The sequence below is a fragment of the Stenotrophomonas sp. YAU14D1_LEIMI4_1 genome (assembly GCF_003086815.1).
Classification (GTDB): domain Bacteria; phylum Pseudomonadota; class Gammaproteobacteria; order Xanthomonadales; family Xanthomonadaceae; genus Stenotrophomonas.
The window spans coordinates 2,177,818-2,201,750 of the sequence record NZ_CP025997.1 but is presented as its reverse complement, the minus strand read 5'-3'; the positions used below and the strand labels follow the sequence as shown (position 1 = coordinate 2,201,750).

Below are 23,933 nucleotides of genomic sequence, written 5' to 3'. Positions count from 1 at the left end.
TTTCCACCCCTCTGCGGAGTCATCCATGCACCTTTCACCCTCCCTGCTTGCGCTGGCGGTAGCCACCAGCCTCTCACTTCCCGTTGTTTCCCGTGCGGCTGCTGCCGATGCGGACAGCACCCTGGATACCATCCAGGTCACTGAAACCCGCAAGAAATCCGACAACCAGAACGTCACCACGCTTTCGGCCAAGACCCTGCAGCAGCAGGGTGCGCAGAGCATGGAAGACGCCATCCGCTACGTGCCCGGCGTGGAGATGGTCGACCTGGGCCGTGCCGGCTTCAATGGCTTCAACATCCGTGGCCTGGAATCGGATCGCGTGGCCATCACCCTGGACGGCCTCAGCTTCCCGCAGAGCATGGACCCGGGCACCTACCAGCCTTATGAGTTCTTCCGTTCCGGTCGCGGCAGCGTCGACCTGGAAGCGGTGAAGAGCGTTGAAATCATCAAGGGTGCCGATGCGATCACCGCCGGCAGCGGCGCGCTCAGCGGTGCAGTCATGTTCACCACCAAGGACCCGTCCGATTACCTGAAGGCCAGCGGCAACGACAGCTTTGGTTCGGTGAAGTACGGCTACACCGGTTCCAGCGACGAGAACATGGGTTCGCTGACCTTTGCCAACCGCACCGGTCGTTTCGAATCGCTGCTGGTCTACACCAAGCGCGATGGTCACGAAACCGAATCGTGGTACGACACCACCCGCGCCCAGCTGGGCCCGGACCGCCGCACGCCGGACCCGGTGGACCGCGAGAGCGACAACCTGCTGGCCAAGGTCAACTTCCTGGCCACCGACACGCAGACGCTGGGCATCGTCTACGAGCGCGCCCGCGCTACCAACGACGTGGACAACTGGACCCGCAGCGATGGCGTGGGTTCGTACTACTTCCGCAGCGCCGAAGACCGCAGTGACCGCGACCGCTACGGCCTGAAGTACACCTGGCGCGCCAACAACGCGCTGTTCGACAGCCTGGAAGCGACCGCCGACCACCAGAAGAACTACATCCAGGGCCAGACCAACGTGCTGGTGGCCAACGGCACGGCGGCCACCTATGGCACGCGCTGCTCGGTGGCGGCACCGTGTGCGCGCCAGGAAGACCGCTGGGATACCCAGAAGCGCAACCGCGTGGCGCTGGATTTCGACAAGAGCATCGAAGCCGGCGGCGTGCGCCATGACCTGGTGTACGGCGCAGCGTGGCAGCAGGCCAGGATCCACTGGAACTCGGTGGATTCGCGCTGGGGCAACGATGGATCGCTGTTCACCCGCGATACCGACCCGTCGCTGTGGCCTGACACCAAGGAAACCGACTTGACCGCCTACGTGCGCGACCGCGTGCGCCTGCTGGATGATCGCCTGAGCCTGACCGGTGGCCTGCGCTACGACAGCTACAAGTACACCCCGGAAACCTCGGCCGGCGGCAATGGTGACTCTGGTTATGTAGATGACGGCGGCAGCGTGGGCACCTCGAAGTTCGCCGCGCCGACCTGGAACCTGGGCGCCGAGTTCAAGTTCACTGATACCCAGTCGCTGTGGACCCAGGTGGGCCGTGGCTTCCGCGCGCCCGGTGTGAACGACATGTACGGCACCTCGTCCACGACTGAAGTCACGCATGTTTCCGACGGCGCCACGGTCACCGTGCCCGACGGCAAGAGCAACCCGGACCTGGACGCCGAGCGCAGCCTGAACCTGGAACTGGGCTGGCGCTACCAGAGTGATCGCCTGCGCCTGGGCGTGTCGCTGTTCCGCGACAAGTACAGCAACTTCATCGACACCGCCCAGTTCGTCGGCGATGCCGGCACCCAGTACAGCACCACCGTGCGCGGAGTCACCACGGTCACCAATGGCTACACCTACACCATGCCGATCAACCGCGGCGAAGTGGTGGTGAAGGGCGTGGAGGCCGAGGGCCTGTGGTTGCTGGCCGACGACTGGCTGGCGCGCGTGGCCTATTCGTACAACGAAGGCACCGACAATGACGGCCGTCCGCTGGCCAGCATCATTCCGGCCAAGGCCGTGGCCGGGCTGACCTACAACGCCCCGTCGCGGCGCTGGAGCGTGACCGCCAATGTCACCCACCAGGACCGCAAGGACCCGTCCGACTACGGCCTGAGCGTGACCAACGCCAGCTACGGCGCCGAAGTGCTGCCGGTGTATGCCTACAAGGCGCGCGAGTACACCTTGCTGGATGTGTTCGGCAGCTACAGCATCACCCCGCGCATCCACCTGACCGCCGGCGTGTACAACGTGTTCAACAAGGAATACTACCTGTGGAACCGCGTGCGCACCGCCGGTGGCGGCACCGCCATCTTCCAGGGCGCCACCAGCTACGAAGGTATCGGCCGCTGGTCGCAGCCGGGCCGTAACGTGCGCTTCACCCTCAGCTACGACTTCCTGTAAGCCGGGCAGGGGTCAGATCCCTTTCCGCCAGGAAAGGGATCTGACCCCATGGATGGCTCGCAGTAGATCCACGCCATGCGTGGATGCTCCATGGGTTATCGCGAGCGCCAGTCGAGCAAGCTCGACTCTACCGAACTGCGGCGGGGTCAGAGCCCTTTCCGCTAGGAAAGGGCTCTGACCCCATGGATGGCTCGCAATAGATCCACGCCATGCGTGGATGCTCCATGGGTTATCGCGAGCGCCAGTCGAGCAAGCTCGACTCTACCGAACTGCGGCGGGGTCAGATCCCTTTCCGCGAGGAAAGGGCTCTGACCCCAACCACCGAAAATATCCACGCGCGACGTGGATCTACTGGATAGTGCCGCAGTAGATCCACGCCATGCGTGGATGCTTCGCGATCGGTCAAGCGTTGCAGTCGAGCAAGCTCGACTCTACCGGACGGTGCTCAGGCGCAGCAGTTCCTTGGCCACCCATTCGGAACTGGCCGGGTTCTGCCCGGTCACCAGCAGGCCGTCGGTCACGCCATGCGGCGCCCAATCCGCGCCCTTTTCGTATGCAGCGCCCAGCGCGATCAGCTCGTCCTCCACCAGGAACGGCACGATATCGGTCAACTCGACCGCCGCTTCCTCGCTGTTGGTGAATCCCGTCACCTTGCGTCCCTTCACCAGGGGCGAACCGTCGGCCGCCTTGACATGGCGCAGCACGCCCGGCGCATGGCAGACGAACCCCACCGGCTTGCCCGCACGCTCGAAGGCTTCGATCAGCGCGATGGATGCCTTCGATTCGGCCAGATCCCACAGCGGCCCATGGCCGCCGGGGTAAAACACCAGGTCGAAATCCTCCTGCTTCACACTGTCCAGCTTCACGGTGCTGGCCAGCGCTTGCTGCGCCTTCGCATCGCCCTTGAATCGTTCGGTCAGCGCGGTCTGGAAGTCGGGCAGGTCGCTCTTCGGGTCCAGCGGTGGCTGGCCACCAGCGGGGGAGGCCAGGGTGATCTGCGCACCGGCATCGCTGAACACGTAGTACGGCGCAGCGAACTCCTCCAGCCAGAAGCCGGTCTTCTTGCCGGTGTCGCCCAGTTGATCATGCGACGTCAGAACCATCAGGACCTTCATGAAGCGCTCCGCAGTGGGGTGGGGCAGCAGTATGCGCGCGACCGGGGATGCTGGGCGTCAACTGTGCGACGCTTTAAACCATCGGCAGGCCCGTTGCATCCAAGCTCATCAGACCTCAACCGGCAGATATCTGGTCCATGCGCACCGTTACCCTGCGGCACCTGTCCCTCGTCCCCCTTCTTGCCATGGGGGTGCTGGCTCTGGCTGGGCTGCTGGTACCGGGTTACAGCATCCTCAGCCAGCACATGAGCGAACTGGGGCTGCTGCAGGGGTGGCCGAGGTGGGTGGAACGGTCGGCCGCCGTCATCAGCGGCGCCGCGATCCTGATCTTCAGCGTGGCCTTGTTGGCCCATGGCAGCCGCTTCGCCTGCTCCGCGCTTACCTCGTTACTCTTTGCTGCCTGCATGATCAGCAACGGGGTTTTCACTACGGGCAGCCCACTGCACGGGCTCTATGGCATCGGCATGTTCTCGGTGCTAACACCACTGGCGTTCATCAGCGAGTACGGGCAGGCGGGTTCGGCGTGGCTGCGCGTTGCCTCGAGGGCCGTTTCTATTATCGGCGTGCTGTACCTATGGATGATGGTGTGCGGGTTCGACCCGGCCGCCTACCGTGGGCTGACCCAGCGGCTGGCGGCACTGCCAGCGTTCGCGTGGTACGCGCTGGCGGCAATTGAACTGCGCCGCGCGCATGGTGCCGATGACCGACATGACGGCTGAATAGGGCAGACCTCGCCCCAACGTGCATGAAGGGAGAAGAAAACCGTGTGCGCTTTGGCTACAAGGAACGCTGGCTGCAGCAATAGCGGCCATTACAACCGGGGTTTGAACAGCCTCTGGACCATGAACATTTACACGCCATTTCACATTTCTTCACACCCCCTCCACCTCGTCCAACCGTAGCTGAAAGGCGCTCGGTCAACTGCCGAAAAGGTCGCTATATTCGGGCTTCCCCAGACGAAGGAGGGAGTGCAATGTTCCTGAACCAGCAATACAAGACCCTGGCCCGCACGCTCGGTGTAGCCATCCTCGCCGCCGCCGCTCTCAGTGGTTGCGCCACCTACAAGGACGAATTCGCAACCATCAATTCGCGTCTCGACGCGCTTGATGTGAAGGTGCAGGGCGCAGCCCAGAGCGCCGAGTCGGCCAACCAGTCGGCACAGCAGGCCAACCAGCGCCTGGACCAGATCGAAGGCCGCGTACAGCAGCTTGAATCGGCACCGCGCCGTACCCCGCGCGGGTGATCGCTCCCCCACGCAGTACCCGTACTGTTTGACCCGGACACCGGTGGCCTTCGCGGGCCACCGGTGCCCACCCCGTAGTACACGCAGCAAGGAGTCGTGCCACCCCTATGTTCCCCAACCCTGCAAACCGGCCGCTGCGCGCTGCGCTGGCCATGGCCCTGGCGCTGACCCTTGCCGGCACTGGTGTGGCAAGTGCGAAGAACGGCACGCCACCGGCACCGTCTTCGGCGGTTGATGAACTGCCCGAAGGCCAGAGCGTGTCCGACACGGTGATTGAACTGGCCGGTTGGGTGGTGGCCAGCAAGGACAGCCAAGGCTATCCGTTTGCCATCATGGACAAGGCGGCCGCACAGATCCTGGTGTTTGGTGGCGACGGCAAGCTGCGCGGCGCAGCACCGGCATTGTTCGGCTCGGCCAAGGGTGACCACATCGCCCCCGGAGTAGCGGGCCTGGCCCTGCGCGAGATTCCCGGCCGCGACCGCACCACGCCGGCGGGCCGTTTCATCGGCGGCTTCGGGCCGTCCATCGATGCCGGCCGCGTGCTGTGGGTCGATTACGAATCTGCGGTTTCGATCCATCCCATGCCCAAGGGCACGTCGAAGGAGAAGCGTGCGGAGCGCCTGGCCTCGGCCACCCCGGACGACAACCGCGTGACCCATGGCTGCATCAATGTCTCGCCGGTGTTCTACGACGAGGTGGTGAAATCCACCTTCGAAAAGGGCGGCGTGTTCTACGTGCTGCCGGACAAGGCATCCATTGCCGAAACCTTCCCCGAGTTCGCGCAGAGCCGCGGGAGTGCAGCGCAGAACGGCGAAGGCGAACGCCACGCCGGCGCCAAGTAATCGGGCTCACAATCGGGCACGTCATCCGGTTGGCAAGCGCGCCGCGCGGCGCGCTTGCATCCGGCGCTGGCGCAGCCCACCATGCAGGTCGGCCTTGGGGAACCCTGCAATGGAACTGCTGACGCTCGATCATTTCGCCCGCCACGTCGATCAGACCTTCTCGGCCGTCATCAATGACGGCGAAGTGCCGTTCGTGCTGGTGGAAGCCCGCGCCCTGGATGCATCGCGAGCGATGCCGGGCGCCGCACGTGCGCCGTTCTCGCTGTTGTTCCGTAACGCGTCGGCGTTCCTGTTTCCGCAGCAGATCTATCCCATGCGCCACCCAGACGTAGGCGAGGTCGGTATCTTCCTGGTACCCATCGCCCGTGAACAGGCCGGGTTCCTTTATCAGGCCGTTTTCAACTGATCTTGCCGGTCTGCTGCGCGCAGGCGCGCTGCCAGCGCATCAGCAGATGCGTGCCTTGCTGCTCGACCCCCACGAAACCAAGACGCTGGTAGAGGCGCAGCGCGGCTGGATTGGCACCGTCCACGTGCAGTTCCATGCCGCTGCCACGCAGGCCGGCTTCGTGCTGGCTGTGCGCGATCAACGCCGAGGCAACACCGCAACCGCGCTCGGCGGGGAACAGGCTGATATCCACGATCAGATCATGCGACGGGTTGCGCTGCAGGTAATAGCGCCCCACCGCGGCGCCATCGCGCTCGATGGCCAGAAAGTGCGAGTCGCCGAAGTGGGCCAGATAGTGCTGGTGCTGCAGCGCGAACTGGCTCTCCAGGAACAGGCGTTTGGCCGCCTCCGGCCACGGCACCGGCGCCAGTTCCTCGGCGCGGGTGCTGGCATACAACTCGCGCAGCCACGAAAGATCGCCCGCAACCAGCGGCCGCAGGCCATACCCGCGCTGCAGCAGCAGCGCGGGCAGGGTGGGGCAGGCATCGCGGCTTGGCGGAAACGCGGCGAGCGGTGCGGGCGCGGCCATCGGCTCAGCTGAAGCTGGGGAACACGCCCTGCAAGGCGATGCAGAAGTTGGTCGCCAGATAGGGCTGCCGGTTCTCATGGGGCTGCCCGCCACCGGAAGCGCCGATCATTCTCGGGCTGAACGGCGCATTGGCCGTGGCGTTGGTCACAAAGGGCATGCCTGTAGCAGGCACGCCGAGGTAATTGCCCGCCTCGGGCGTCGCATTGCGTTTGCTGCTGTCGCGCTGGTTGTAGAGCGTCAGCGAATGGCTGTGCGCCGGAACGGTCTGTTGGGTCAGGGCCACAGCATTGGTGCCGAAGGCCTCGCCAATGCTGTGCGGTGTCAGGCCCGGGCCCTGGCCCTGGCTGGTAGCCGCGCGATTGACGAAGTTGGGCAACTTGAATGTGTTTACGCCATCGCCGCCGTAGCTCGTTCCCAGCAGTGAAAACAGAGCAGTGTTCTGTCGGATGGGCAGCGTCGTGCCATTGCAGGTGGCCCAGTTCAGCGGGGCGAAGTTGAAGCCGAACAGCTGGATCTCGCCGAAGAATGGTTCGGTCATGGTGAATTCCTTGTCGGATGCAAAGAGGGGTTCAGCCCTGCGTCGGGAAAACGCCTGCCCAGGCAATACAGAACTGCACCGTCAGCGTGGGCATCTGGTTCTCGTGCGGTTGATTGCCACCCTGGCTGACAATCACATTGGGGCCCAGTACGGCCGCGTTGGCGCCGGTGATGTCTTTCACGAAGACGCTGTCGCCCGCCACCGTTGCCGGCAGCACGCCGTTTCCTACCGTGCCGGTAGTAGCAAGGGCGGTGGTGGCCATCAGTGGCGGCGCATGCGCAGGCATCTGCACGGGAAGCACGGTGACCTGCTCAGTGCCTGCCATCTGGCCCACCACGTAGCGGCTCAGTCCTGGGCCTTGTCCCTGGTGGATCGGTACCCGGCCGCGCAGATCGGGCACGCCGAAGGTGGTAATGCCATCGCCACCGTAGGTGGTGCCCAGCAGCGTGTACAGCACTTCATACTCGGCGATCGACTTCAGTGACCCGTCGCATGTAAACCAACCGTTGGGCACGCGCTGAAAGCCGAACATGCGGATTTCTCCGACGTAAGGGGTACTCATGTGAAGCTCCTTGAGCAGTCGTCGGCGCGGTCAGCTGCGCGAGGGGTAAATGCCCTGAATTGCGATAACGAAATTGATCGCCGTATAGGGCTGCAGGTTCGGATGGGGCTGGCTGCCTCCCCCTGTGCCAACGCCTTGCAGGGGAACCAACGTGCCGTTGTCCGGGCCGAACAGAAGTCCGCTGTCGTTGCCGTACAGACCGTTGGTGGGGTTGCGTACCGCACCCGCCGCGGTGGTGCCGTAGGCCTGCGCGGTGTGCGCGGGCACTTCGTTGCTGATCAGTGTCACGTTTTCCACGCCAGCCGCCAGGCCTTGCTGATACTGCGGTGGATTCCAGCCCGGATCGGCCGACGGCCCGGCGCCGACCGGCGTCCGCGATTGCATGTTGGGCAACGCGAAGTTTGTCGTGCCGTTCCCGCCGTACTGCGTGCCCAGCAGCGAAAACAGGGCCTGGTTCTGTGCAATCGAAAGCAACTGGCCGTTGCAGAGAGCAAAATCCTTGGGTGCAAACGAGAACCCCGTGAGCATTATCTGCCCGAGGAAGACTTCGGTCATGCCTTGATTCCCCCGATAGCGTGATGGCCGGACGTCATGTCCGGGCCGCATTTACTCTCGCTCAGTCAGGATGGGCGGTTCAAGTGAAATTTTTGTGCATGCGCAGCAATATCGAAAGCCGGGCAAAGGGGGCACTTCCCTTTACCCCCGGAATACTGTTTGAATATGGCGCAGCCGTTCTAAAGGGGTGCGGCCCGGGTTATCGACCTGGCGTCCGCGGACAGGGGTAGGGTCTCGCTGTACCGGCACGGACGCCTGGGAGTGTTCGCGCCTGTGCAGTGCCAACAGGGGCAGAACATGCAACTTTCGTCAGCGCACAGCGTGGGGGCGTCGCGTGCGCGTCCGCATGCCCTGGTTTCATGGTTCGGTTCCTGGCTGGCGATTGCACTGCTGTGCATCTGCGGCCTGTGGCCGCAGATGGCCGCCGCTGCACCGTCCGCGTTCTGCCCAACGCTGAGCATGTCTGTGGCCCATAGCGGCTCGCAGACCATCGACATCGACCATTGCCACGGCGGCTTTGGTGTTTCTGCAGGTACAGCAACCACTACTCATGGCACCCGCACCGTGGGCCAGCAGACGGTGAATGCGCAGCCGCTCACGTACACCCATAACGGCGACAACGGCACCAGCGATACCTTCGTCATCCAGGATGACTCGGGTGGCGACATCACCGTTACCGTCACCATCGGCCCAGCCGCGGCCATCACCCTGGACGCCAGCCCGGCCGTGAGCCTGCAGGCCGGCACCGCGTTCAGCAGCACCCTCAGCGCCAGCGGTGGCACAGCGCCGTACACCTTTACCCTCGACGCCGGTGCGCTGCCCCCCGGCGTTACCCTGGGCGGCAATATGCTCAGCGGCACCCCCACCCAGCGCGGCGCATATTCCTTCACCCTGCGCGCAACCGACAATGTCGGAGTCAGTGGCACGCGCGCGTTCAGCGGCACCACCGCCAACCCGGTACTGAGCCTTGCGCCAGCCTCGCCTCCGCCGGCCGGGCAGGGCGTGGCCTATTCGGTTACTTTCACGCCCAGTGGCGGCGTGGCGCCCTACACCCTGGCCCATGAAGCCGCCAGCGGCGCACTGCCGCCGGGTCTGTCACTCAGCGGCAATACGCTCAGTGGCACGCCCACGGCACAAGGCACCTACACCTTCGGCATCCGCGTGACCGACAGCAGCAGCGGCCCCGGCTTCTATGCCGAGGTGGAGACGGTCACGTTGGTGGTGGCGGCGCCGCCCACCATTGTGGTCAACCCGGCCTCGTTGACCGTTGCCGCCATCGGGGTGGCGTACAACCAGACGCTCACCGGCAGTGGCGGTACCGCGCCGTACACCTTTGACCTCAGTGCTGGCACCTTGCCGCCCGGGCTGACCCTCAACACCACGACCGGCGCGGTGAGCGGCACGCCAACGTCGGGAGGCACCTTCAACTTCACCGCACGTGCCACCGATGCCAGCGGCTTCCAGGGCACGCGTGCGTACACGCTCACCGTGAACGTGCCGACGATTGCCGTCGACCCCAGCACGCTGCCCAACGGTACGGTTGGCGCCAGTTACAGCCAGGTCATCACGGCGACAGGGGGAACGCCCACGTACAGCTACGCGGTTACCGCTGGCTCCCTCCCTACCGGACTCAGCCTGGCTTCCAGCGGCACAGTGTCGGGCACCCCAACGGCCGGCGGCACGTTCAATTTCACCCTCACCGCCACCGACAGCTCCGGCGGTACCGGCCCGTACACCGGCTCTCGTGCGTATGCGCTGGTCATCGCGCCGCCCACCGTCAACCTTCCGGCTACCAGTCTGGCCAATGCGACCCAGAACACGGCGTACAGTGCCGCACTCAACCCCGCCAGCGGTGGCGTGGCGCCTTATGCCTATCAAATCACTGCCGGTGCACTGCCGGCAGGCGTCGTGCTCTCTGCGGCTGGCACACTGTCCGGCACGCCCACGGCGTCGGGCACGTTCAACTTCGCAGTAACCGCAACTGACAGCGGCACCGGCACCGGCCCGTACAACTCTGCACCGCGCGGCTACGTGCTTCAAGTCATCAGCAGTCCGCCGGTAGCCAATCCTGTTTCGGCAACCGTGGCGTATAACAGTGGCGCCAACCCGATCACGCTGAACCTCACCGGCGGCGCCGCCACTTCGGTAGCAATCGGCACCGCGCCCGCACACGGCACGGCCATTGCCAGCGGGACGACAGTGACCTACCAACCCAACGCCGGCTACGCCGGCCCGGACAGCTTCACCTATACCGCCACCAACAGTGCCGGAACGTCTGCACCGGCTACAGTGACGATCACCGTGGGCAACCCGACCATTACCGTCTCGGCCAATAGTCCGTTCAGCGCCACGGTCGGCTCTAGCTACAGCCAGACATTCACCTGGAATGGGGGCGCGGCGCCCTACAGCAACTACACGGTCACGGGCCTGCCGGCCGGGCTGAGCATCACCGGAACTACGGCAAACAGCGTTACGGTCAGCGGCACACCTGCGGCGGCGGGTACCTTTACGCTCAATGCCAGCGCCACCGACAGCAGCACAGGGACCGGGCCGTTCACCGTTGGCCAAGCGTTCTCGCTTACGGTCGCTGCACCCACGCTCAGCATGACGCCGGCGCCGGGCAACCTGCCCATGCCATACGGCACCGCCAGCACCATCAACTTCGGCACGAGTGGCGGAACCGCGCCTTACAGCTATTCACTGGTTACGGGTTCACTGCCGGTGGGCGTCAGTTTCAGCTCGGCAGGCGTTCTTTCCGGTACCCCGACGATGCCGGGGAGTTACAACGTCACGATCCGCTCGACGGACTCCACCGTCGGTACCGGGGCCCCGTTCAACGTGCAGCAGAGCTACACCATCGTGGTGAGCGCGCCGACGATCAGCATTGATCCGCCGAGCTTGCCCAATGGCACCGCAGGGGCGGCCTACACGGCGCAGTTCAGCGCCAGCGGTGGCGTCGCCCCGTACACTTACACACTGCTGGCAGGCGCGCTGCCACAGGGACTGTCCTTCAGTTCCAGTGGTGCAATGACCGGCGTTCCGCGTTCGGATGGCAACTTCAGCATCACTGTTCGGGTGACCGATGCCAACGGCCAGACCGCTGACCGCGTCTACACCTTCTCGGTTGACCCGGCCACCGTGGTCATCGCCCCGGCCACGCTGCCGGGCGGTGTGGTCGCTACGGCTTACTCGCAGAGTCTGACCAGCAGCGGCGGCATTGCGCCGTACACCTACGCAGTGGTTTCCGGTGCACTGCCACCCGGTCTCGCCTTCAGTTCGGCAGGCCTGCTCAGCGGTACCCCGGTAGCCGCGGGCAGCTACACGTTTGTCCTGCGCACCACCGACGATGCCGGCTACAACAGCACCCAGAGCTACACCTTGGTCATCAGTGAAGCGTTGCCGGTCGCCAACGACGATACGGCCACCACCCTGGCGCAACAGGCGGTCACCATTCCGGTCACGGGCAATGACACGGGTGTGATCACCGCAATTGCCGTGGCAAGCGCGCCCGCGCACGGCACGGCCGTCGTCAGCGGTCTGAATGTGGTCTACACCCCAGCAGCCAATTACTTCGGCGCCGACAGTTTTACCTACATCGCCAGCGGGCCAGGTGGCAGTTCGGCCGCCGCGACCGTGGCCATTACGGTCAATGCACTGCCGGTGCCGGTGGGTCAACCGCGCGCAGGCGTGGTCACACTGGCCGGCCAGGCCGTGCTGATCGATGCAGCTGTGGGCGCCAGCGGCGGGCCGTTTACCGGGGTCACCCTGGTGTCCGCACCGGCCACCGGCACTACCACGGTGGACGGCACGATCATCGCCTACACGCCGCTGGCCACCACGTCTGGCCCGCAGAACATCGTCTACACCTTGAACAACAGCTTCGGTGCATCGGCGCCTATCACCACCACGGTGACGGTGAACGCGGTACCAGTGGCGGCTTCGCACCGGCTCACCGCCAATGCGGGCGTGCCGGTCGTGGTGGAACTGACCACCGGCGCGACCGGTGGCCCGTTCACCGCGGCGACGCTGGTTTCGCTGTCGCCGGCCAATGCCGGTACCACCACCATCGCGGCTTCGGGCAGCGGCGCGAATGGCGGCTACCGCCTGACGTTCACCCCGGCTGCGGCGTTCTCGGGCACCGCCACGGCCACCTTCACCCTGGCCAATGCGTTCACCACCTCGGCCCCGGCCACCGTCACCTTCGATGTGATCAGCCGGCCGGACCCGACCCAGGATGCCGAAGTGATGGGCCTGCTGGGCGCGCAGACGGCCACCGCGCGCCGCTTCGCCACCACCCAGATCGGCAACTTCCAGCGCCGCATGGAAGGGCTGCATCAGGGCGGGGAGGGCGCACGCTTCGAGAACGGGCTGAGCTTCGGCGTGGACCGCCGCTGCCAGGAAGACGGGTGGCGCACGCCGGGCAGCGACTGCCGTCCGCTAGGCATGCCCGATGACACGGCAGCAGGCGCAGGCGCAACTGCAGGCAACGCAGCGGCGCCGCGCAGCCGTGGCGGCGAAGGCGGCAGCCTGACGCTGTGGACGGGCGGTTCGATCAACAGCGGCGACCGCGATGGTCGTGCTGGAAGTGCCGGCTTCGACTTCCAGACCAGCGGCGTCAGCGCCGGTGCCGATGCCCGCCTGAGCAGCGATTTCGCCATCGGTGCGGGCATCGGCTATGGCCGCGATACCACCGATGTCGGCCACAGCGACACCCGCAGCAAGGGCGAAAGCTACACCCTGGCCGTGTACAGCAGCTACCACCCGGGCGACCACTTCTTCGTGGACACCCTGCTGGGCTACCAGTTGCTGTCGTTCGACTCGCGCCGTTACGTGGCGGCCAATGGCGCGATGGTGCAGGGCAAGCGGGATGGCAGCCAGTGGCTGGCGTCACTTTCGGTGGGCGGTGACTACCAGCGCGACCGCCTGTCGCTGACCCCGTATGCGCGCCTGGACCTGGCCCGTGCCACGCTGGACGCCTACACCGAACAGGCTGACGCGATCCATGCGCTGCACTACCAGGACCAGGACGTGGACACCACCACGGCCAGCCTGGGCCTGCGCATGGACTACCGCGTACCGGTCAGCGTCGGTACGTTCACGCCGCAGCTGCGGCTGGAATACCAGCATGATTTCCAGGACGACAGCACGGTGATCATGAATTACGCCGATTTGCCGGGCGGGCCGTTCTATCGCAGCGCGATCGATGGCCTGAAGACCAACCGCTTCGTGTTCGGCCTGGGCGCGGTGCTGCAGACCGAGCGTGAGTTCAGCCTGCGGCTGGAATACCGCGGCCTGTTCGTCAGCAGCAGCGACACCGACCACGGCGTGCAGCTGAACCTGGAAAAGAAGTACTGAGTACAGAGGGCAGGGCCGAGCACGTACTCGGCCGTGCCATGCTGCGAACCTGCCGTCAGTTCAGCACGAAGCGGATCGGCACTTCCTGTGCTGGCTCGGAGGCATCGAATTCTGCGCCGCAGGCAAACTGCCAGCGCTTGCCTGCGGCCAACGCAGCGTCGTCCAACAGCGGTGAACCGCTGCTCTGGGTCACGTAGGCAAGGCGCGCGGTCTTGCCATCGCCCTGCGGTTGCAGCGCCAACAGCACGGTGCCCTGCACGTTGTCGCGGAATGCGGCAGGGGGATAGCGGGGAGGATTGTGCGCCTTGCTGGTCAGGTCCACCTTGCAGTGCTGGGCCGCATAGGGAACCACCCATTCGGCGGTTCCGCCCTGGTTGCTTTCGCAGCGGTAGCGCCATTGGCGCGCACTACGGCGCACCGGTTCCGCATCGTGCGGGCTTTCCACTTCCACTTCCTTGGCAGTGCCATCGGCCGCCACCTTCACGCGCAGCTTTACTTTGTGCGCCGGTGCGAGGGCGGTAGCGGGATACTTCAGTTCGGCAACCGCTGCAGGGTGGCGAGCCATCGAATCGGCAATCACTTCGCAGTCCGCCGAGGCCTGCGCTGCGGCCGGCAGCAGGCCAGCAATCATCAATGCAAACAGCGGCGTATGGCGATGGTATTTTTTCACTCACGCTTCCTTGTCGGTGATGGATGGGGCAGGGCGCAGCATAGCGGCGATCACGCCTGGTTTCATTCTGGCATTGCACACTACGTGGCGTTTCCTTCGCAGAGAACCTTCAATGAGCCGGATATTCGTGATTGGCGCGGCCGGAAAAGTCGGCCGTTTACTGGTGCAGCAAGCGGCGGCGCGGGGGCACCGCGTGGTGGCCATGCACCGTTCCGCCGAACAGACGCCCGAGCTGTCTGCCTTGGGCGCACAGCCCGTGCAAGGCGACCTGCTGCAGCTGCAGGCCGATGCACTGGCCACGTTGATGCAGGGCAGTGACGTGGTGGTGTTCACCGCCGGCGCAGGCGGCAAGGGCGGCACGGCCATGACCGATGCCATCGACGGGCGCGGCCTGGAACTGGCCGTGGCTGCCGCAACCCTAGCACAGGTCCCGCGCTTCCTGCTGGTGTCGGCGTTCCCGGAGGCCGGTCGCGGCAAGCACCTGTCGGATACGTTCGAAAACTACATGGCGGTGAAGAAGGCGGCGGATGTATACTTGGCCAGTAGCAGTCTGGACTGGGTGATCCTGCGCCCTGGCACGCTGACCGATGGGCCCGGCAGGGGGCGGGTGCGTGCGGGACTGGCCATTCCCTATGGTGAGGTTTCGCGTGCAGATGTGGCGGCCGCGCTGCTGGCGTTGGTGGAGCAGCCACAGGTCAGTCGGCGCATCATTGAACTGACCGAAGGCTACACCCCGGTGTTCGAGGCCGTGCATCAGTTGTAGAGTCGAGCTTGCTCGACTGAACCGCCCGCACACCCACCTGCGCTAGCATGCAGCTTCAAGCAAGGAGCACAGCATGGGCGATGCAATGGACACCCAGTATCTGGACGCCACACCAGCTCCTGCGCACGCGCCCGATGAAGGCCTCACTTTCCACGCACTCTACCGCCGCGTGCAGGGGCTGACAGGTCAGAGCATCTACCCCAAGCCGGGCGCCGTTGAACGCTGGTCGGTGCGCGTGGGCGCAGGCGCGGCGCTACTGGGGCTGATCACGGGGCTGCTGCTGGACCGCTGGGTGCCTGCCAATGTGCTGCTGCCGTTCCTGCTGGTCTGCCTGACCGTGGAGGTCGGTGGCTTTGTCATCAGCGGTGTACTGATGGCGCGCAGGGAATACCGCCAGTACATCCAGCCCAGACTCTCGCACGCCAAGGAAATGGATAATGAGTTCGGGCATTGGCTGGCCGTTGTCGCCGAGCTCCAGCGCTTTCCGCGGCGTGAGCGCGAACAACGCCTGCGCTTTGTCACTGTGCTCCGCGCCAGCATGGGTGAGCGGATGGGCCTGCTCTACGGCGGGCTGCAGAAACTGGGGTCGTTCCCACTGCTGGTTGCACTCTACGTGCAGTACTAAAGCTGGAAGACCAGCGGCTGGCAGGGCGTATTCGACGTGGGCTGGCCAGGTGGCATACTGATCCTTTCGATGGTGCTGCTGTACGTCATCGGCTGGATGCTGATCATCCAGCGCGCCCGCCTGGATACCTACGTGAACCTGCTCGAAGCCTCGCTGCACCACGAACCCGTAGCGTCGAGCGTGCTTGACTGACGTCATGGCAACCGTGACGCGCACCTTGGCCGTATGTGTGTTCCTGCTGTTGCAGTCCGGATGCGCAACATTCGGAGGCGATCTGATCGTACGCGTCTCCGGAAGCGTGCCAGAACCGCATGGTGACGATGGCGGTCGACAGTGCCAGCTGAACATGCACGACGGCTCGGGCCACGCAGTGGCGGCGATGCCCGTTGGCAGCCATTTCTCGGTCCCGATGATGGTTGTTGCCGGGCCGGAACCCAAGCAGTATCGCTTCACGATTGAATGCGTCGATGGCCGCCGATTTGAATCCGCGGCAGTTCCGATCAGTAGTCGGCGCGTCTCCCCCAGGAAAATCGATCTGGGCGTACTTCAGTCCAGGTAGGTTGAAGAAGCAAGCAGCTCGGCGTGCGTCATCAGTCGTGCGCCGCGTTGAAAGCCGCGGCTACTTCCCCCAACGCCATCCAGGCGGCGCGCCTTTCAGCCAGCACACCAGCACCAGTACCAGCGATACGGCCCACGTGTACAGCATGAAGGCCAGGGGGCGGCTGAAGGGCGAGAACAGGAACGGCCCCGCTACCAGCAATGCGAAGGCCACGCCGTAGACCACCCAGCCTTGCCACGCGCAGGGCCAGCCCCAACCCCAGCCATAGCGCTTCGGGGTAAACCAGTAGTTCTTCTCAGTCACATCCGTGTCCCCACATTACCCGTGTGCTTGCCTGTGCCATACCCCGTCTGCTGCAGAGCGTACCGCGTTCATCCCCGGCAACAGGTCCGCAACAGCTTCCACGTCCGGGTGTAACCGCACGATGGATCCCATCGAAACCACGTGTGCCTGCACGGGGTCAGCCACCGCGCCGTCCAGGAAGGCCCATGAGTGGTCATCAGCGTAGTGGGTCACTACCAGCACCGGGCTGCCGTCCAGCACGGCCTGGCTGGTAATGCATGCGACGTTCGGGGCCTGGTCGAATTTCCATTCCATTGTGGTCTGTTCCATGTCCGGGTGGTTCAACGGTCCATCTGCTCGTCCAGCATCTTCGCCTGTTGCGCGTAGTAGCGGGCCGATGCCTCATTGTTCTGCGCCTTGTATGCCGCGCTCGCGGCCTGTGCGGCCTTGCTGGCTGCGGTGAAGGCGTCCGCGTTGTCCTGCCAGACGCTGTCCTCGCGGGTCGCCAGATCACCGTCCTTCCAGCGCCCGGCGATCAGCCCGCCTTGGTTGCCGCGGGCGGTGTCGATCACCCCGATCAGCGGCACGCCATCCTTAAATTCGCCATAGAACACCTCGCCAGCGTCCGCGCCATCGCGACGGCGCAGCACGCCCAGGCCGTCGGCCTTTCCGCCGGGGCAGGCACCGATCCAGTAGGTGGGGCCCGAGGGTAGGGAACGAGGCGCCAGGAACTGGCAGCCGCTTGCCGGGTCCTTCAACCAGCCGTCGTCCGGGGTGTCCGGGCTGGCGGCCATTGCGGTGAAGGGCAACACCAGCAGGGCGATGATAGGCGCAGGTTTCATGTCACAACTCCTTTGGACATTCAGCGGCAGGGATCCTGGTCAGGCGCGGCATCGGGGTAGGGGCAGGGGAGGAAGCCCGTGTTGCCCAGTTCGGCAGTCGTTGCCTGCGCCACGCTAAGTGCAACCCGCCAGTGGCCATTTTCCAGTACGGCGCCCACTTCGGCCTGCTGCTCCTGGTCAATCAGGCGTGCAAGGAAGGGGAACGCCACTCGCATGTCACGGTGCTCGGTCCAGGCCGGGGCATCGCTGCGAATACCCAGTTGCTTCATGCGGGGGGATTCTCCTTTTGGAAATCCCATCTTAGTTCGTGGCTGCAGCGGGCGTTTCAGACGCCCATCACGAAGTGAGCACCATCACTCAAGCATTTCCACGGCGTCGGCCGTCGGCAATGGATAACCGTAGTGCCAACCCTGGCCCACGGCATCGGCGGCCAGTTCACGCAGCAGGCTGGCCTGCTGTGGCGTTTCAATACCCTCGATGATCACGTCCATCCCCAGCTTGCGGGCAATCTGGTACATCCCCGGCAGCACCGAGCGCAGCGGCGAATCTTCGGTAATGGCGGTCACGAACATCCGGTCGATCTTCACGCCCTGGAACGGCGATTCGGCCAGGTGCGAGAAGTTCGCACTGCCGGTACCGAAGTCATCGATCAGCAACTTGTAACCCATGGTCTCCAGCTCGCCGATGTTGGCCTTGCCGACCGCGCACAGTTGTTCCCGTTCGGTCACCTCAATGCGTATCTGTGATGGGCGCAGGCCTGCCTCGTGCAGTAAGGCATCCAGATAGCGCACTACATTGGGCTGGGCCAGATCATGGGGTTCTGCGTTCACACTCACATAAAGGTGCGGGTGGCGGCGCAGCGACGGCCCCAGTTCCTGCAGCGCCCGGGCCAGCACGTGGCGAAACAGCAGCGGCGTCAGGTTGAACTGCCGTGCAATGGGTACGAACACCGAAGGGGGAATGTCCTCGCCGGCGTCCGGATGCCAGCGGCTCAGGGCTTCGAAGCCGACCAGTTGCTGATCGCGTATACGGCAGAGCGGCTGATACACCAGCTTTATCTCGCCCTGTTTGATGGCCTGGTCCAGGCGCGCGTGGATCGAGCCATCCTGTGCATTGCGCCGGCGCGCCAGAACGTAGGCGCCGACCGCACCGGCGATCGCGCTCAGGCACAGCATCAGCACCAGCATCCAGCCGGGCAGCCCGGCAACGGACCGGCGCGGGGTTTCCACCACCACGCAGACGGTGTTCTGCGTGCTGCAAGTGCGGCTGTGCACCGTAGCGGCCTGCGTGGCGGAACTCTTACCCGGCTGCAGTTTTCTGATGGTGTAGCTGCGATCGCCCGCGACGATGCTGAGCGTGCTCGTGCTGGTGGCCAGGCCATCTATGCCGTCGAATGCCGACGTGGACGAGACACTGAAAATGCCGTCGCGAGCAATCAGCGTCGTGCCCTCGTACTGGGTGCCGGCCAGGTCTTCACTCAGCCAGACCCGCGAGTTTCCCAGGTGAAACGTGGGCGGCGGCAGCGCCCGTGCAGCCAGGTCCCCCCAGGTGGCCGAACAGGTCAAACGACCCTCATCAAGCCGCCCAAGATCGGCAATGAAACTGGAGTGGAAGGTAAGCGCCTTGAAGCGCGCCAGTTCTTCGGCGGAGCAGGGCGTGCCCGGTACGCGCAGCGCCTCATCCATCACATCGCGGCGTACGCGGGTAATGGTCTCCGAGCGGCCCAGGACCGCCTGGGCGATCCGCTCGGACGTGGCATTGTCTTCTGAATAGAGCACAGCCTGCGCCCCGGCCAGCAGGGCGGCGGCGGCCAGCGCGGCGATCACGATGGCCTCGGTAACAGCGCGGCGGCGGGCGGTTGCTCGAATCAGGCTCAAGTACGGCCCCCTGTACGACATGGCGTCTTGGGCTGGGCCCAGCATGGGGCCAAGGGGCGGTGGGAGCAAGGGGGAGGGGCCGGCAATCCGGTCGCAGTGCCGGTAGAGTCGAGCTTGCTCGACTGAGCGCCGGCACTGTAATTTGCGTTAAGGCATGTAAAGCCAACCTTCAATCGTACGGTCCGCCTCGGTGCCCACGGAACGCACAGGTGCAGTGCAATGACTTCACTTGACCGTGTCACTCGGGACATCGAGGAGACATTCCCTGATTGCAAGGTCTACCTTGACCCCAAGGATGTCCCACCAGGCTTGGCACTTCCCCTAGGTTGGCACAGGTTCGGCCTGAGCCTCGAGGCCCCGCCTCAGTACCCCGCTGGCTGGAGCGGATTCTCGACTGAGTTTCCGACAACACTGCGGCTGCTTGATGAGTGTCTGCTGGGCACGGTGCTGCTCGTCGGTGCCGAGATCGAGATGGCGTACATCTTTCATGATGGTTCCAGCGTCTACTACTACGTGGGGGGTGCCCCACTAACAGGGGGTGCACTCGTCACACCAGAGTTCAAGCGCCTTCGGGCAAGGCTGCAGGACTTCCATCGCGAGGTCCACGACGGGTACACCTTCTTCCCGGCCGGTTCGATGGGGCCGCAGCGCCTCTGCGATCAATCACGCGTTTCCGACATGATTGACGAGGAGGATGATTCATTTGCCCGCAGCTGGATAACGGTGTTCTCCAACGGGGGCGGCGACTACGTTGCGGTGGAGGAGGGCCGGCTGGAAGCTGCGGCGGGCCTTATCTGGTGGCATGAGGCGCCGGAGGCCCCGGAGCGCGGCATCGACATCTTTGCAGTGATGGACGCATGGATGGCAATGTTCCTGGAGGACACCCGACCGCGCCAGTCAGTAGAGTCGAGCTTGCTCGACTGAACCCACATTCGGCTACCATCCCCCCAGACACCAGGGGGCTGGCATGGACGCAAGAATCGGTTTCTTCATGGCGTTGATGGCATTGGCGCCGCCCGCGCACGCCCAGCAGATGCGCTCTGCCACCGGGCCCCAGCCCGCGCCGAAGCACACGCCATCCGTTCCGAAGGCACACAACCCCGGTGCCGATCCGATGAAATGCGATCAGTTCCTCGACCCGCGCATGCGGCTGTACTGCGCTGACATCGAGCGTGGCTACGTACAGGGCGAGGCCCGGCGCCAAGGGCTGCCTACGCCATCCAGTGAAGTCGTCCGTCTGCCGGCCTATGGAACGGCTGAGTCCAAGCGGGTAGGGGCAGCCTGCTTGGGGGGCACGGCCATGCGGCGCCTGAGCAATGGTTGGGAGCAGCTACGCACTGCCAAGGGGGAATGGCTTCGGTGCCGGGACCAGTAAGGCAGGGGCAACGGATGTGTAGCAGGCCGGCCTGTCAAAATACTGTTGCGCTGTAGACAAGATCCATTTCCCTATCGTGCGTGACCCAATGGGTCGTCGTGCCCTCGGTGCACAGATAGAACATGCCGTTGGACGCCGATGCGCGCGACCATGCATCGCGGGCGAACATTGGGAACCGGCCAATTACCTGCTTGCCGGGCATTTCTGGCCGCGCAGTTCTTCTGCAATTCACGGGCAACACAAGAGCGCCAGATCGCAGGCGGAAGACCACCCATGACGCATTCGTGTCGATGTCGTGGGTCTCGCGGATGTTGACCGCATCCGCAGGCAACCAGGCGGGCAGCCACTTCGCTTCGCCGATGGCATTTCTGTTCTTGGCCTCATCGCGGTCGGCGTATTCAGCGCTCACCACTTCCATGCAGCCGGCCACCGGGAGTAGTACCGCGATAATCAGCACGTTCCAGAGAATCTTCATCGGCATCCTGCGTTTGGAGTTCTATCACCCAATCCCAAATGGTCCAGCGACAGCACAGTAGAGTCGAGCTTGCTCGACTGGACCGCCAATCGCAATCAGTCCGCCGCCATAACCCCCGCCCTTGCTCGGCGCGCCCCCGAAAGCGCATGCCCCGCCATGGCAACCACAATCAGCCCCAGTGCCGCTGCTTGCATCGCACTCAGGCGCTGCCCCAGCAGCAACCAGCCCACCACCGCCGAAACGGCCGGCGCTGCCGACAGCACCACCCCAAGCGCAGAAACAGAAAGCCGCCGCATCGCCCAACCCGCGCGAACTGCCCGCAGCCAGTGACGGAATCGATGAAAGCAGGGCCCCCGTCGCGCTGCTCAATGCCAAGGCGCGCCAGCCCCACAGCCAGGGCTTCAAGGCACCCATCAAGGCACCGGTCGCCATCGCCGGAATGGCACCCATTGGGTAGGCAAACAACAACAGGAACAGCATGGCCAAGGGGTTAAGCACGGTGCCCGCTTTCAGTGAGACGGCGAGAAAGGCAGCCAGCGTTCCCACCAGCGGACCCACAGCCAGGAAAAGGGCCCCGCCCTTGAATTGATCTACGGCGCAGTCCCGCGCAGAGATCCGGGCGCTCCCATCCAAACTCGCACTGGCCCAAATGCGGAACACCGCCGCAAGCACGGGAAAGATCAGGATCAGGGCATAGCCTATCGGCATCTGAAGAGTGGATCTAGGCAAGCCGGATCGGCGACCATTTATACAGCCGTGCGCTTGTCGGCAGCAATGGTTCGCCGCCTTCGTGATTCAACTCACCGTGCGCCACACACGGTCGTCGCTTCCCAAATCCACAACCGCCTCTCCCGCACCCACAGGCGGTTTGATCGCCTCGGCCAGACCACCCAGGGTATAAGGCTTGCGCAGCACGACGAAGCCATGGTCGGTCTCCCGCGCCAGCAGTTCGCTGTAGCCGCTGGTCAGGACCACATGCAGCCCAGGATAGGTGGCACGTACTGTCCTGGCCAGTTCCAGGCCGGTAATGCCCGGCATTACCACGTCCGAAAAGACCACGTCGTAGCGCGCATGATGCAGATCCAGGTCGGCCAGAGCCTCTGCGCCGTTGCGCGCCAACTGCACGCCGCAGCCCAGTTCCCGCAGTGCCGAAACCGCGAATGCCGCAACATCCACGTTGTCTTCCACCACCAGCACGTTCAAGCCCTTCGCTTCCTGCAGTGCATGCAGGGACGAACCTTCCATTGAAACCGGCTCCTGGTCGGTCAGCGGCAGGTACAAGACGAACGTGCTGCCTTCGCCCACGGTGCTGGTGACATCCACCTCGCCTTCGGACTGCTTGACGAAGCCGAACACCTGGCTGAGTCCCAAGCCAGTGCCTTCACCCACACCCTTGGTCGTGAAGAACGGATCGAATACCTGGCTCAAGACCGACTCTTCGATGCCGCAGCCGTCATCGCTCACCGCAACCGCCGCAAAGGCGCCCTTCAGTGGCGGCGCGAACCGTACCGAAGGCATGGTATCGACCCGGCGTACGCAGATGCGCACCGTGCCGTTCTTTCCGATGGCATCGCGTGCGTTCACCGCCAGATTGATCAGTGCCGTATCCAGCTGGGTCTTGTCCAGCAGCACGTGCAGCGGATCATCGGGCAGATCCAGCTGCAATGCCACCCGGCTGCCGAGCAGGGTGCGGATGATGTCGGCCAGTCCTTCCACCCCCTTGCCCAGATCGAACACTTCCGGTGACAGCGTCTGCCTGCGCGAGAAGGACAGCAGATGCGAGACCAGGCTGGTCGCCCGGTCTGCTGCCGCGCCGATGGCTTCGATGTGCCGGCGCTGCTGCTCGTCGCGGGGTTTGCCATAGCGGAGCATGTCCACCGAGCCGGTGATTACCTGCAGAAGATTGTTGAAATCGTGCGCCACGCCGCCGGTCAGCTGGCCAATGGCTTCCAGCTTCTGCGATTGCCGCAGCTGCTCGCGTGCCCTCACCAGCTCAGCGTGGGCCTGCCTTGCCTCCTCACTGATCGATTCGACTTGGCGCGAATGCTCGTTGCGCTCGGAAACGAACTCGGTCTGGTCGCTGACCACGCACAGAATGCCGCCCACGCTGCCATCTGCCACGCGGATGGGGGAATAGGAGAAAGTCCAGAAGGTTTCGCGACGCGTGCCATCGCGGTCCATGAAGACGCGCAGGTTGCGGAAGCTGCGGTGGGTGCCGGCCATCGCATCGGCGATGGCTCCACCCAGCTCATCCCACACGTCGTGCCAGACGATTCTCACCGGCGTGGCCATCGCGCCGGCCAGTTTGTTGCCCATCCAGGGCGAGAATGCGTCGTTGAAGTAGAACAGGTTGTCCGGTCCCCAGGAAATCCACAGCGGCTCTGGGCAATCCAGGATCATCGTCAGCACGGTGCGCAGCTCGTCCGGCGCCGCCTCTGCAAGCCCACCATGTGCCCAGTCGCTGTCCTGCAGCAGGCGATAAGCGAGGGAGTCGGGCGACGACACGGGCAGTTCGCTGCGAGACATGTGAAGACCTGTTGAATACCTCCTCACAGCGTCGATCATGAATGGTACAGACAGCGTGACGAGTCACCGCGCGCAAGGGTTGTGATGATCCTGCCACCGCGCGTTCATGTGCCCGCTACATCCGCAAGACGGCCGTATGACCTCGCGCGACTTACGTTGAAGGCCCGCCTCCACAGTTAACTGCGAATGCTCGCTACCGTGCTGCCGTCACCGCTTTCGAATCTGGCCCGGCAGCGACTGCTGCAGGTCAACGCACTGCCATTGCCTGGTCAAGGCCGTACGCTGGAGCGCTGGCGAGGGCTCGCTGCCTTGGGGCATGAGGATCTGTGTCTGGCGAAGGTGCTTGAAGCCCATCATGAC

General features: G+C 64.5%; 25 protein-coding genes. 11 read left to right on the top strand and 14 right to left on the bottom strand.

Going from position 1 to position 23,933, the window contains the following annotated elements:
- Positions 1-25: 25 nt before the first annotated feature.
- Complete coding sequence (locus C1932_RS10265; RefSeq protein ID WP_108762065.1) at positions 26-2,395, top strand: TonB-dependent hemoglobin/transferrin/lactoferrin family receptor; 2,370 nt, start codon at positions 26-28, stop codon at positions 2,393-2,395.
- 431 nt (positions 2,396-2,826) lie between these two features.
- Here the strand turns inward: C1932_RS10265 and C1932_RS10260 are convergent, their stop codons facing one another.
- On the bottom strand, positions 2,827-3,510 hold the full coding sequence (locus tag C1932_RS10260) for a type 1 glutamine amidotransferase domain-containing protein (RefSeq protein WP_108762064.1): 684 nt from the start codon (positions 3,508-3,510) through the stop codon (positions 2,827-2,829).
- A 137-nt stretch (positions 3,511-3,647) separates the two neighbouring features.
- On the opposite strand from C1932_RS10260, the gene C1932_RS10255 reads away from it, so the two are divergent.
- The 4 genes from C1932_RS10255 (at position 3,648) to C1932_RS10240 (ending at position 6,001) form a co-directional block, all read left to right on the top strand.
- On the top strand, positions 3,648-4,229 hold the full coding sequence (locus C1932_RS10255) for a DUF998 domain-containing protein (protein ID WP_108762063.1): 582 nt from the start codon (positions 3,648-3,650) through the stop codon (positions 4,227-4,229).
- 254 nt (positions 4,230-4,483) lie between these two features.
- Entirely contained in the window at positions 4,484-4,753 is a 270-nt protein-coding gene (locus C1932_RS10250; protein WP_108762062.1) for a hypothetical protein, read from the top strand.
- A gap of 158 nt (positions 4,754-4,911) precedes the next feature.
- The gene (locus tag C1932_RS10245; RefSeq protein ID WP_108763417.1) at positions 4,912-5,595 is read left to right on the top strand and encodes a hypothetical protein; all 684 of its coding nucleotides are present in this window, start codon (positions 4,912-4,914) and stop codon (positions 5,593-5,595) included.
- Between the two features lie 109 nt (positions 5,596-5,704).
- On the top strand, positions 5,705-6,001 hold the full coding sequence (locus tag C1932_RS10240; protein ID WP_108756256.1) for a hypothetical protein: 297 nt from the start codon (positions 5,705-5,707) through the stop codon (positions 5,999-6,001).
- On the opposite strand, the gene C1932_RS10235 is transcribed toward C1932_RS10240, so the two are convergent.
- The 4 genes from C1932_RS10235 to C1932_RS10220 are packed head-to-tail and all read right to left on the bottom strand — an operon-like array spanning position 5,994 to position 8,224.
- On the bottom strand, positions 5,994-6,569 hold the full coding sequence (locus tag C1932_RS10235; RefSeq protein ID WP_108762061.1) for a GNAT family N-acetyltransferase: 576 nt from the start codon (positions 6,567-6,569) through the stop codon (positions 5,994-5,996). The genes C1932_RS10240 and C1932_RS10235 overlap by 8 nt on opposite strands.
- 4 nt (positions 6,570-6,573) lie before the next feature.
- Positions 6,574-7,107 carry a tail fiber protein gene (locus C1932_RS10230; protein WP_108762060.1) on the bottom strand — a complete coding sequence of 178 codons (534 nt, stop codon included), beginning with the start codon at positions 7,105-7,107 and terminating at the stop codon, positions 6,574-6,576.
- Positions 7,108-7,138: 31 nt separating this feature from the next.
- Positions 7,139-7,669 carry a tail fiber protein gene (locus tag C1932_RS10225; RefSeq protein ID WP_108762059.1) on the bottom strand — a complete coding sequence of 177 codons (531 nt, stop codon included), beginning with the start codon at positions 7,667-7,669 and terminating at the stop codon, positions 7,139-7,141.
- A gap of 30 nt (positions 7,670-7,699) precedes the next feature.
- Positions 7,700-8,224, bottom strand: coding sequence for a tail fiber protein (locus tag C1932_RS10220; RefSeq protein WP_108762058.1), 525 nt, complete (start codon positions 8,222-8,224; stop codon positions 7,700-7,702).
- Between the two features lie 297 nt (positions 8,225-8,521).
- Between C1932_RS10220 and C1932_RS10215 the strand changes: the two genes are divergently transcribed.
- Positions 8,522-13,579, top strand: a complete 5,058-nt coding sequence (locus C1932_RS10215) for a putative Ig domain-containing protein (RefSeq protein WP_159094531.1) — start codon at positions 8,522-8,524, stop codon at positions 13,577-13,579.
- Between the two features lie 55 nt (positions 13,580-13,634).
- Here C1932_RS10215 and C1932_RS10210 read toward each other — a convergent pair whose 3' ends face one another.
- Complete coding sequence (locus C1932_RS10210; RefSeq protein WP_159094530.1) at positions 13,635-14,249, bottom strand: energy transducer TonB; 615 nt, start codon at positions 14,247-14,249, stop codon at positions 13,635-13,637.
- 112 nt (positions 14,250-14,361) lie between these two features.
- Here C1932_RS10210 and C1932_RS10205 point away from each other — a divergent pair, with 112 nt between their 5' ends.
- The 4 genes from C1932_RS10205 (at position 14,362) to C1932_RS19820 (ending at position 16,196) form a co-directional block, all read left to right on the top strand.
- Entirely contained in the window at positions 14,362-15,012 is a 651-nt protein-coding gene (locus tag C1932_RS10205) for an NAD(P)-binding oxidoreductase (protein WP_108762055.1), read from the top strand.
- A gap of 73 nt (positions 15,013-15,085) precedes the next feature.
- Complete coding sequence (locus C1932_RS10200; RefSeq protein ID WP_234412083.1) at positions 15,086-15,637, top strand: hypothetical protein; 552 nt, start codon at positions 15,086-15,088, stop codon at positions 15,635-15,637.
- 69 nt (positions 15,638-15,706) lie between these two features.
- Positions 15,707-15,829, top strand: coding sequence for a hypothetical protein (locus C1932_RS20115; RefSeq protein ID WP_267895878.1), 123 nt, complete (start codon positions 15,707-15,709; stop codon positions 15,827-15,829).
- Between the two features lie 4 nt (positions 15,830-15,833).
- Complete coding sequence (locus C1932_RS19820) at positions 15,834-16,196, top strand: hypothetical protein (RefSeq protein ID WP_159094529.1); 363 nt, start codon at positions 15,834-15,836, stop codon at positions 16,194-16,196.
- A 60-nt stretch (positions 16,197-16,256) separates the two neighbouring features.
- On the opposite strand, the gene C1932_RS10195 is transcribed toward C1932_RS19820, so the two are convergent.
- The 5 genes from C1932_RS10195 to C1932_RS10175 all read right to left on the bottom strand — a co-directional run bounded on the left by C1932_RS10195 (position 16,257) and on the right by C1932_RS10175 (position 19,197).
- Entirely contained in the window at positions 16,257-16,499 is a 243-nt protein-coding gene (locus C1932_RS10195) for a hypothetical protein (RefSeq protein ID WP_108762054.1), read from the bottom strand.
- A 15-nt stretch (positions 16,500-16,514) separates the two neighbouring features.
- Entirely contained in the window at positions 16,515-16,793 is a 279-nt protein-coding gene (locus C1932_RS10190) for a hypothetical protein (RefSeq protein WP_159094528.1), read from the bottom strand.
- A 26-nt stretch (positions 16,794-16,819) separates the two neighbouring features.
- Positions 16,820-17,320: a hypothetical protein gene (locus C1932_RS10185; protein WP_108762052.1), complete on the bottom strand. Its 501-nt coding sequence runs from the start codon at positions 17,318-17,320 to the stop codon at positions 16,820-16,822.
- Positions 17,321-17,340: 20 nt separating this feature from the next.
- Entirely contained in the window at positions 17,341-17,589 is a 249-nt protein-coding gene (locus tag C1932_RS10180; protein ID WP_108762051.1) for a hypothetical protein, read from the bottom strand.
- A gap of 84 nt (positions 17,590-17,673) precedes the next feature.
- Positions 17,674-19,197 (bottom strand): EAL domain-containing protein, encoded by a 1,524-nt coding sequence (locus tag C1932_RS10175; RefSeq protein ID WP_159094527.1) that lies wholly within the window; start codon positions 19,195-19,197, stop codon positions 17,674-17,676.
- A gap of 219 nt (positions 19,198-19,416) precedes the next feature.
- Here C1932_RS10175 and C1932_RS10170 point away from each other — a divergent pair, with 219 nt between their 5' ends.
- The gene (locus C1932_RS10170) at positions 19,417-20,121 is read left to right on the top strand and encodes a hypothetical protein (RefSeq protein ID WP_108762049.1); all 705 of its coding nucleotides are present in this window, start codon (positions 19,417-19,419) and stop codon (positions 20,119-20,121) included.
- Between the two features lie 485 nt (positions 20,122-20,606).
- On the opposite strand, the gene C1932_RS10160 is transcribed toward C1932_RS10170, so the two are convergent.
- The 3 genes from C1932_RS10160 to C1932_RS10150 all read right to left on the bottom strand — a co-directional run bounded on the left by C1932_RS10160 (position 20,607) and on the right by C1932_RS10150 (position 23,573).
- Positions 20,607-21,047, bottom strand: coding sequence for a hypothetical protein (locus C1932_RS10160; RefSeq protein ID WP_108762048.1), 441 nt, complete (start codon positions 21,045-21,047; stop codon positions 20,607-20,609).
- Positions 21,048-21,071: 24 nt separating this feature from the next.
- Positions 21,072-21,755 (bottom strand): hypothetical protein, encoded by a 684-nt coding sequence (locus C1932_RS20025; protein WP_234412081.1) that lies wholly within the window; start codon positions 21,753-21,755, stop codon positions 21,072-21,074.
- Positions 21,756-21,842: 87 nt separating this feature from the next.
- Positions 21,843-23,573 carry a PAS domain-containing sensor histidine kinase gene (locus C1932_RS10150; RefSeq protein WP_108762046.1) on the bottom strand — a complete coding sequence of 577 codons (1,731 nt, stop codon included), beginning with the start codon at positions 23,571-23,573 and terminating at the stop codon, positions 21,843-21,845.
- Positions 23,574-23,933: the final 360 nt, after the last annotated feature.

What these genes read in the sequence shown, in the direction of transcription:
- C1932_RS10230 (WP_108762060.1), bottom strand. Translation starts at nt 7,107, where the DNA reads ATGACCGAACCATTCTTCGGCGAGATCCAGCTGTTCGGCTTCAACTTC.
- C1932_RS10265 (WP_108762065.1), top strand. Translation starts at nt 26, where the DNA reads ATGCACCTTTCACCCTCCCTGCTTGCGCTGGCGGTAGCCACCAGCCTC.
- C1932_RS10255 (WP_108762063.1), top strand. Translation starts at nt 3,648, where the DNA reads ATGCGCACCGTTACCCTGCGGCACCTGTCCCTCGTCCCCCTTCTTGCC.
- C1932_RS10220 (WP_108762058.1), bottom strand. Translation starts at nt 8,224, where the DNA reads ATGACCGAAGTCTTCCTCGGGCAGATAATGCTCACGGGGTTCTCGTTT.
- C1932_RS20115 (WP_267895878.1), top strand. Translation starts at nt 15,707, where the DNA reads ATGGTGCTGCTGTACGTCATCGGCTGGATGCTGATCATCCAGCGCGCC.
- C1932_RS10225 (WP_108762059.1), bottom strand. Translation starts at nt 7,669, where the DNA reads ATGAGTACCCCTTACGTCGGAGAAATCCGCATGTTCGGCTTTCAGCGC.
- C1932_RS10260 (WP_108762064.1), bottom strand. Translation starts at nt 3,510, where the DNA reads ATGAAGGTCCTGATGGTTCTGACGTCGCATGATCAACTGGGCGACACC.
- C1932_RS10185 (WP_108762052.1), bottom strand. Translation starts at nt 17,320, where the DNA reads ATGAAACCTGCGCCTATCATCGCCCTGCTGGTGTTGCCCTTCACCGCA.
- C1932_RS10215 (WP_159094531.1), top strand. Translation starts at nt 8,522, where the DNA reads ATGCAACTTTCGTCAGCGCACAGCGTGGGGGCGTCGCGTGCGCGTCCG.
- C1932_RS10170 (WP_108762049.1), top strand. Translation starts at nt 19,417, where the DNA reads ATGACTTCACTTGACCGTGTCACTCGGGACATCGAGGAGACATTCCCT.
- C1932_RS10205 (WP_108762055.1), top strand. Translation starts at nt 14,362, where the DNA reads ATGAGCCGGATATTCGTGATTGGCGCGGCCGGAAAAGTCGGCCGTTTA.
- C1932_RS10235 (WP_108762061.1), bottom strand. Translation starts at nt 6,569, where the DNA reads ATGGCCGCGCCCGCACCGCTCGCCGCGTTTCCGCCAAGCCGCGATGCC.
- C1932_RS20025 (WP_234412081.1), bottom strand. Translation starts at nt 21,755, where the DNA reads ATGCCGATAGGCTATGCCCTGATCCTGATCTTTCCCGTGCTTGCGGCG.
- C1932_RS10190 (WP_159094528.1), bottom strand. Translation starts at nt 16,793, where the DNA reads ATGGAATGGAAATTCGACCAGGCCCCGAACGTCGCATGCATTACCAGC.
- C1932_RS19820 (WP_159094529.1), top strand. Translation starts at nt 15,834, where the DNA reads ATGGCAACCGTGACGCGCACCTTGGCCGTATGTGTGTTCCTGCTGTTG.
- C1932_RS10160 (WP_108762048.1), bottom strand. Translation starts at nt 21,047, where the DNA reads ATGAAGATTCTCTGGAACGTGCTGATTATCGCGGTACTACTCCCGGTG.
- C1932_RS10200 (WP_234412083.1), top strand. Translation starts at nt 15,086, where the DNA reads ATGGGCGATGCAATGGACACCCAGTATCTGGACGCCACACCAGCTCCT.
- C1932_RS10250 (WP_108762062.1), top strand. Translation starts at nt 4,484, where the DNA reads ATGTTCCTGAACCAGCAATACAAGACCCTGGCCCGCACGCTCGGTGTA.
- C1932_RS10240 (WP_108756256.1), top strand. Translation starts at nt 5,705, where the DNA reads ATGGAACTGCTGACGCTCGATCATTTCGCCCGCCACGTCGATCAGACC.
- C1932_RS10150 (WP_108762046.1), bottom strand. Translation starts at nt 23,573, where the DNA reads ATGTCTCGCAGCGAACTGCCCGTGTCGTCGCCCGACTCCCTCGCTTAT.
- C1932_RS10180 (WP_108762051.1), bottom strand. Translation starts at nt 17,589, where the DNA reads ATGAAGCAACTGGGTATTCGCAGCGATGCCCCGGCCTGGACCGAGCAC.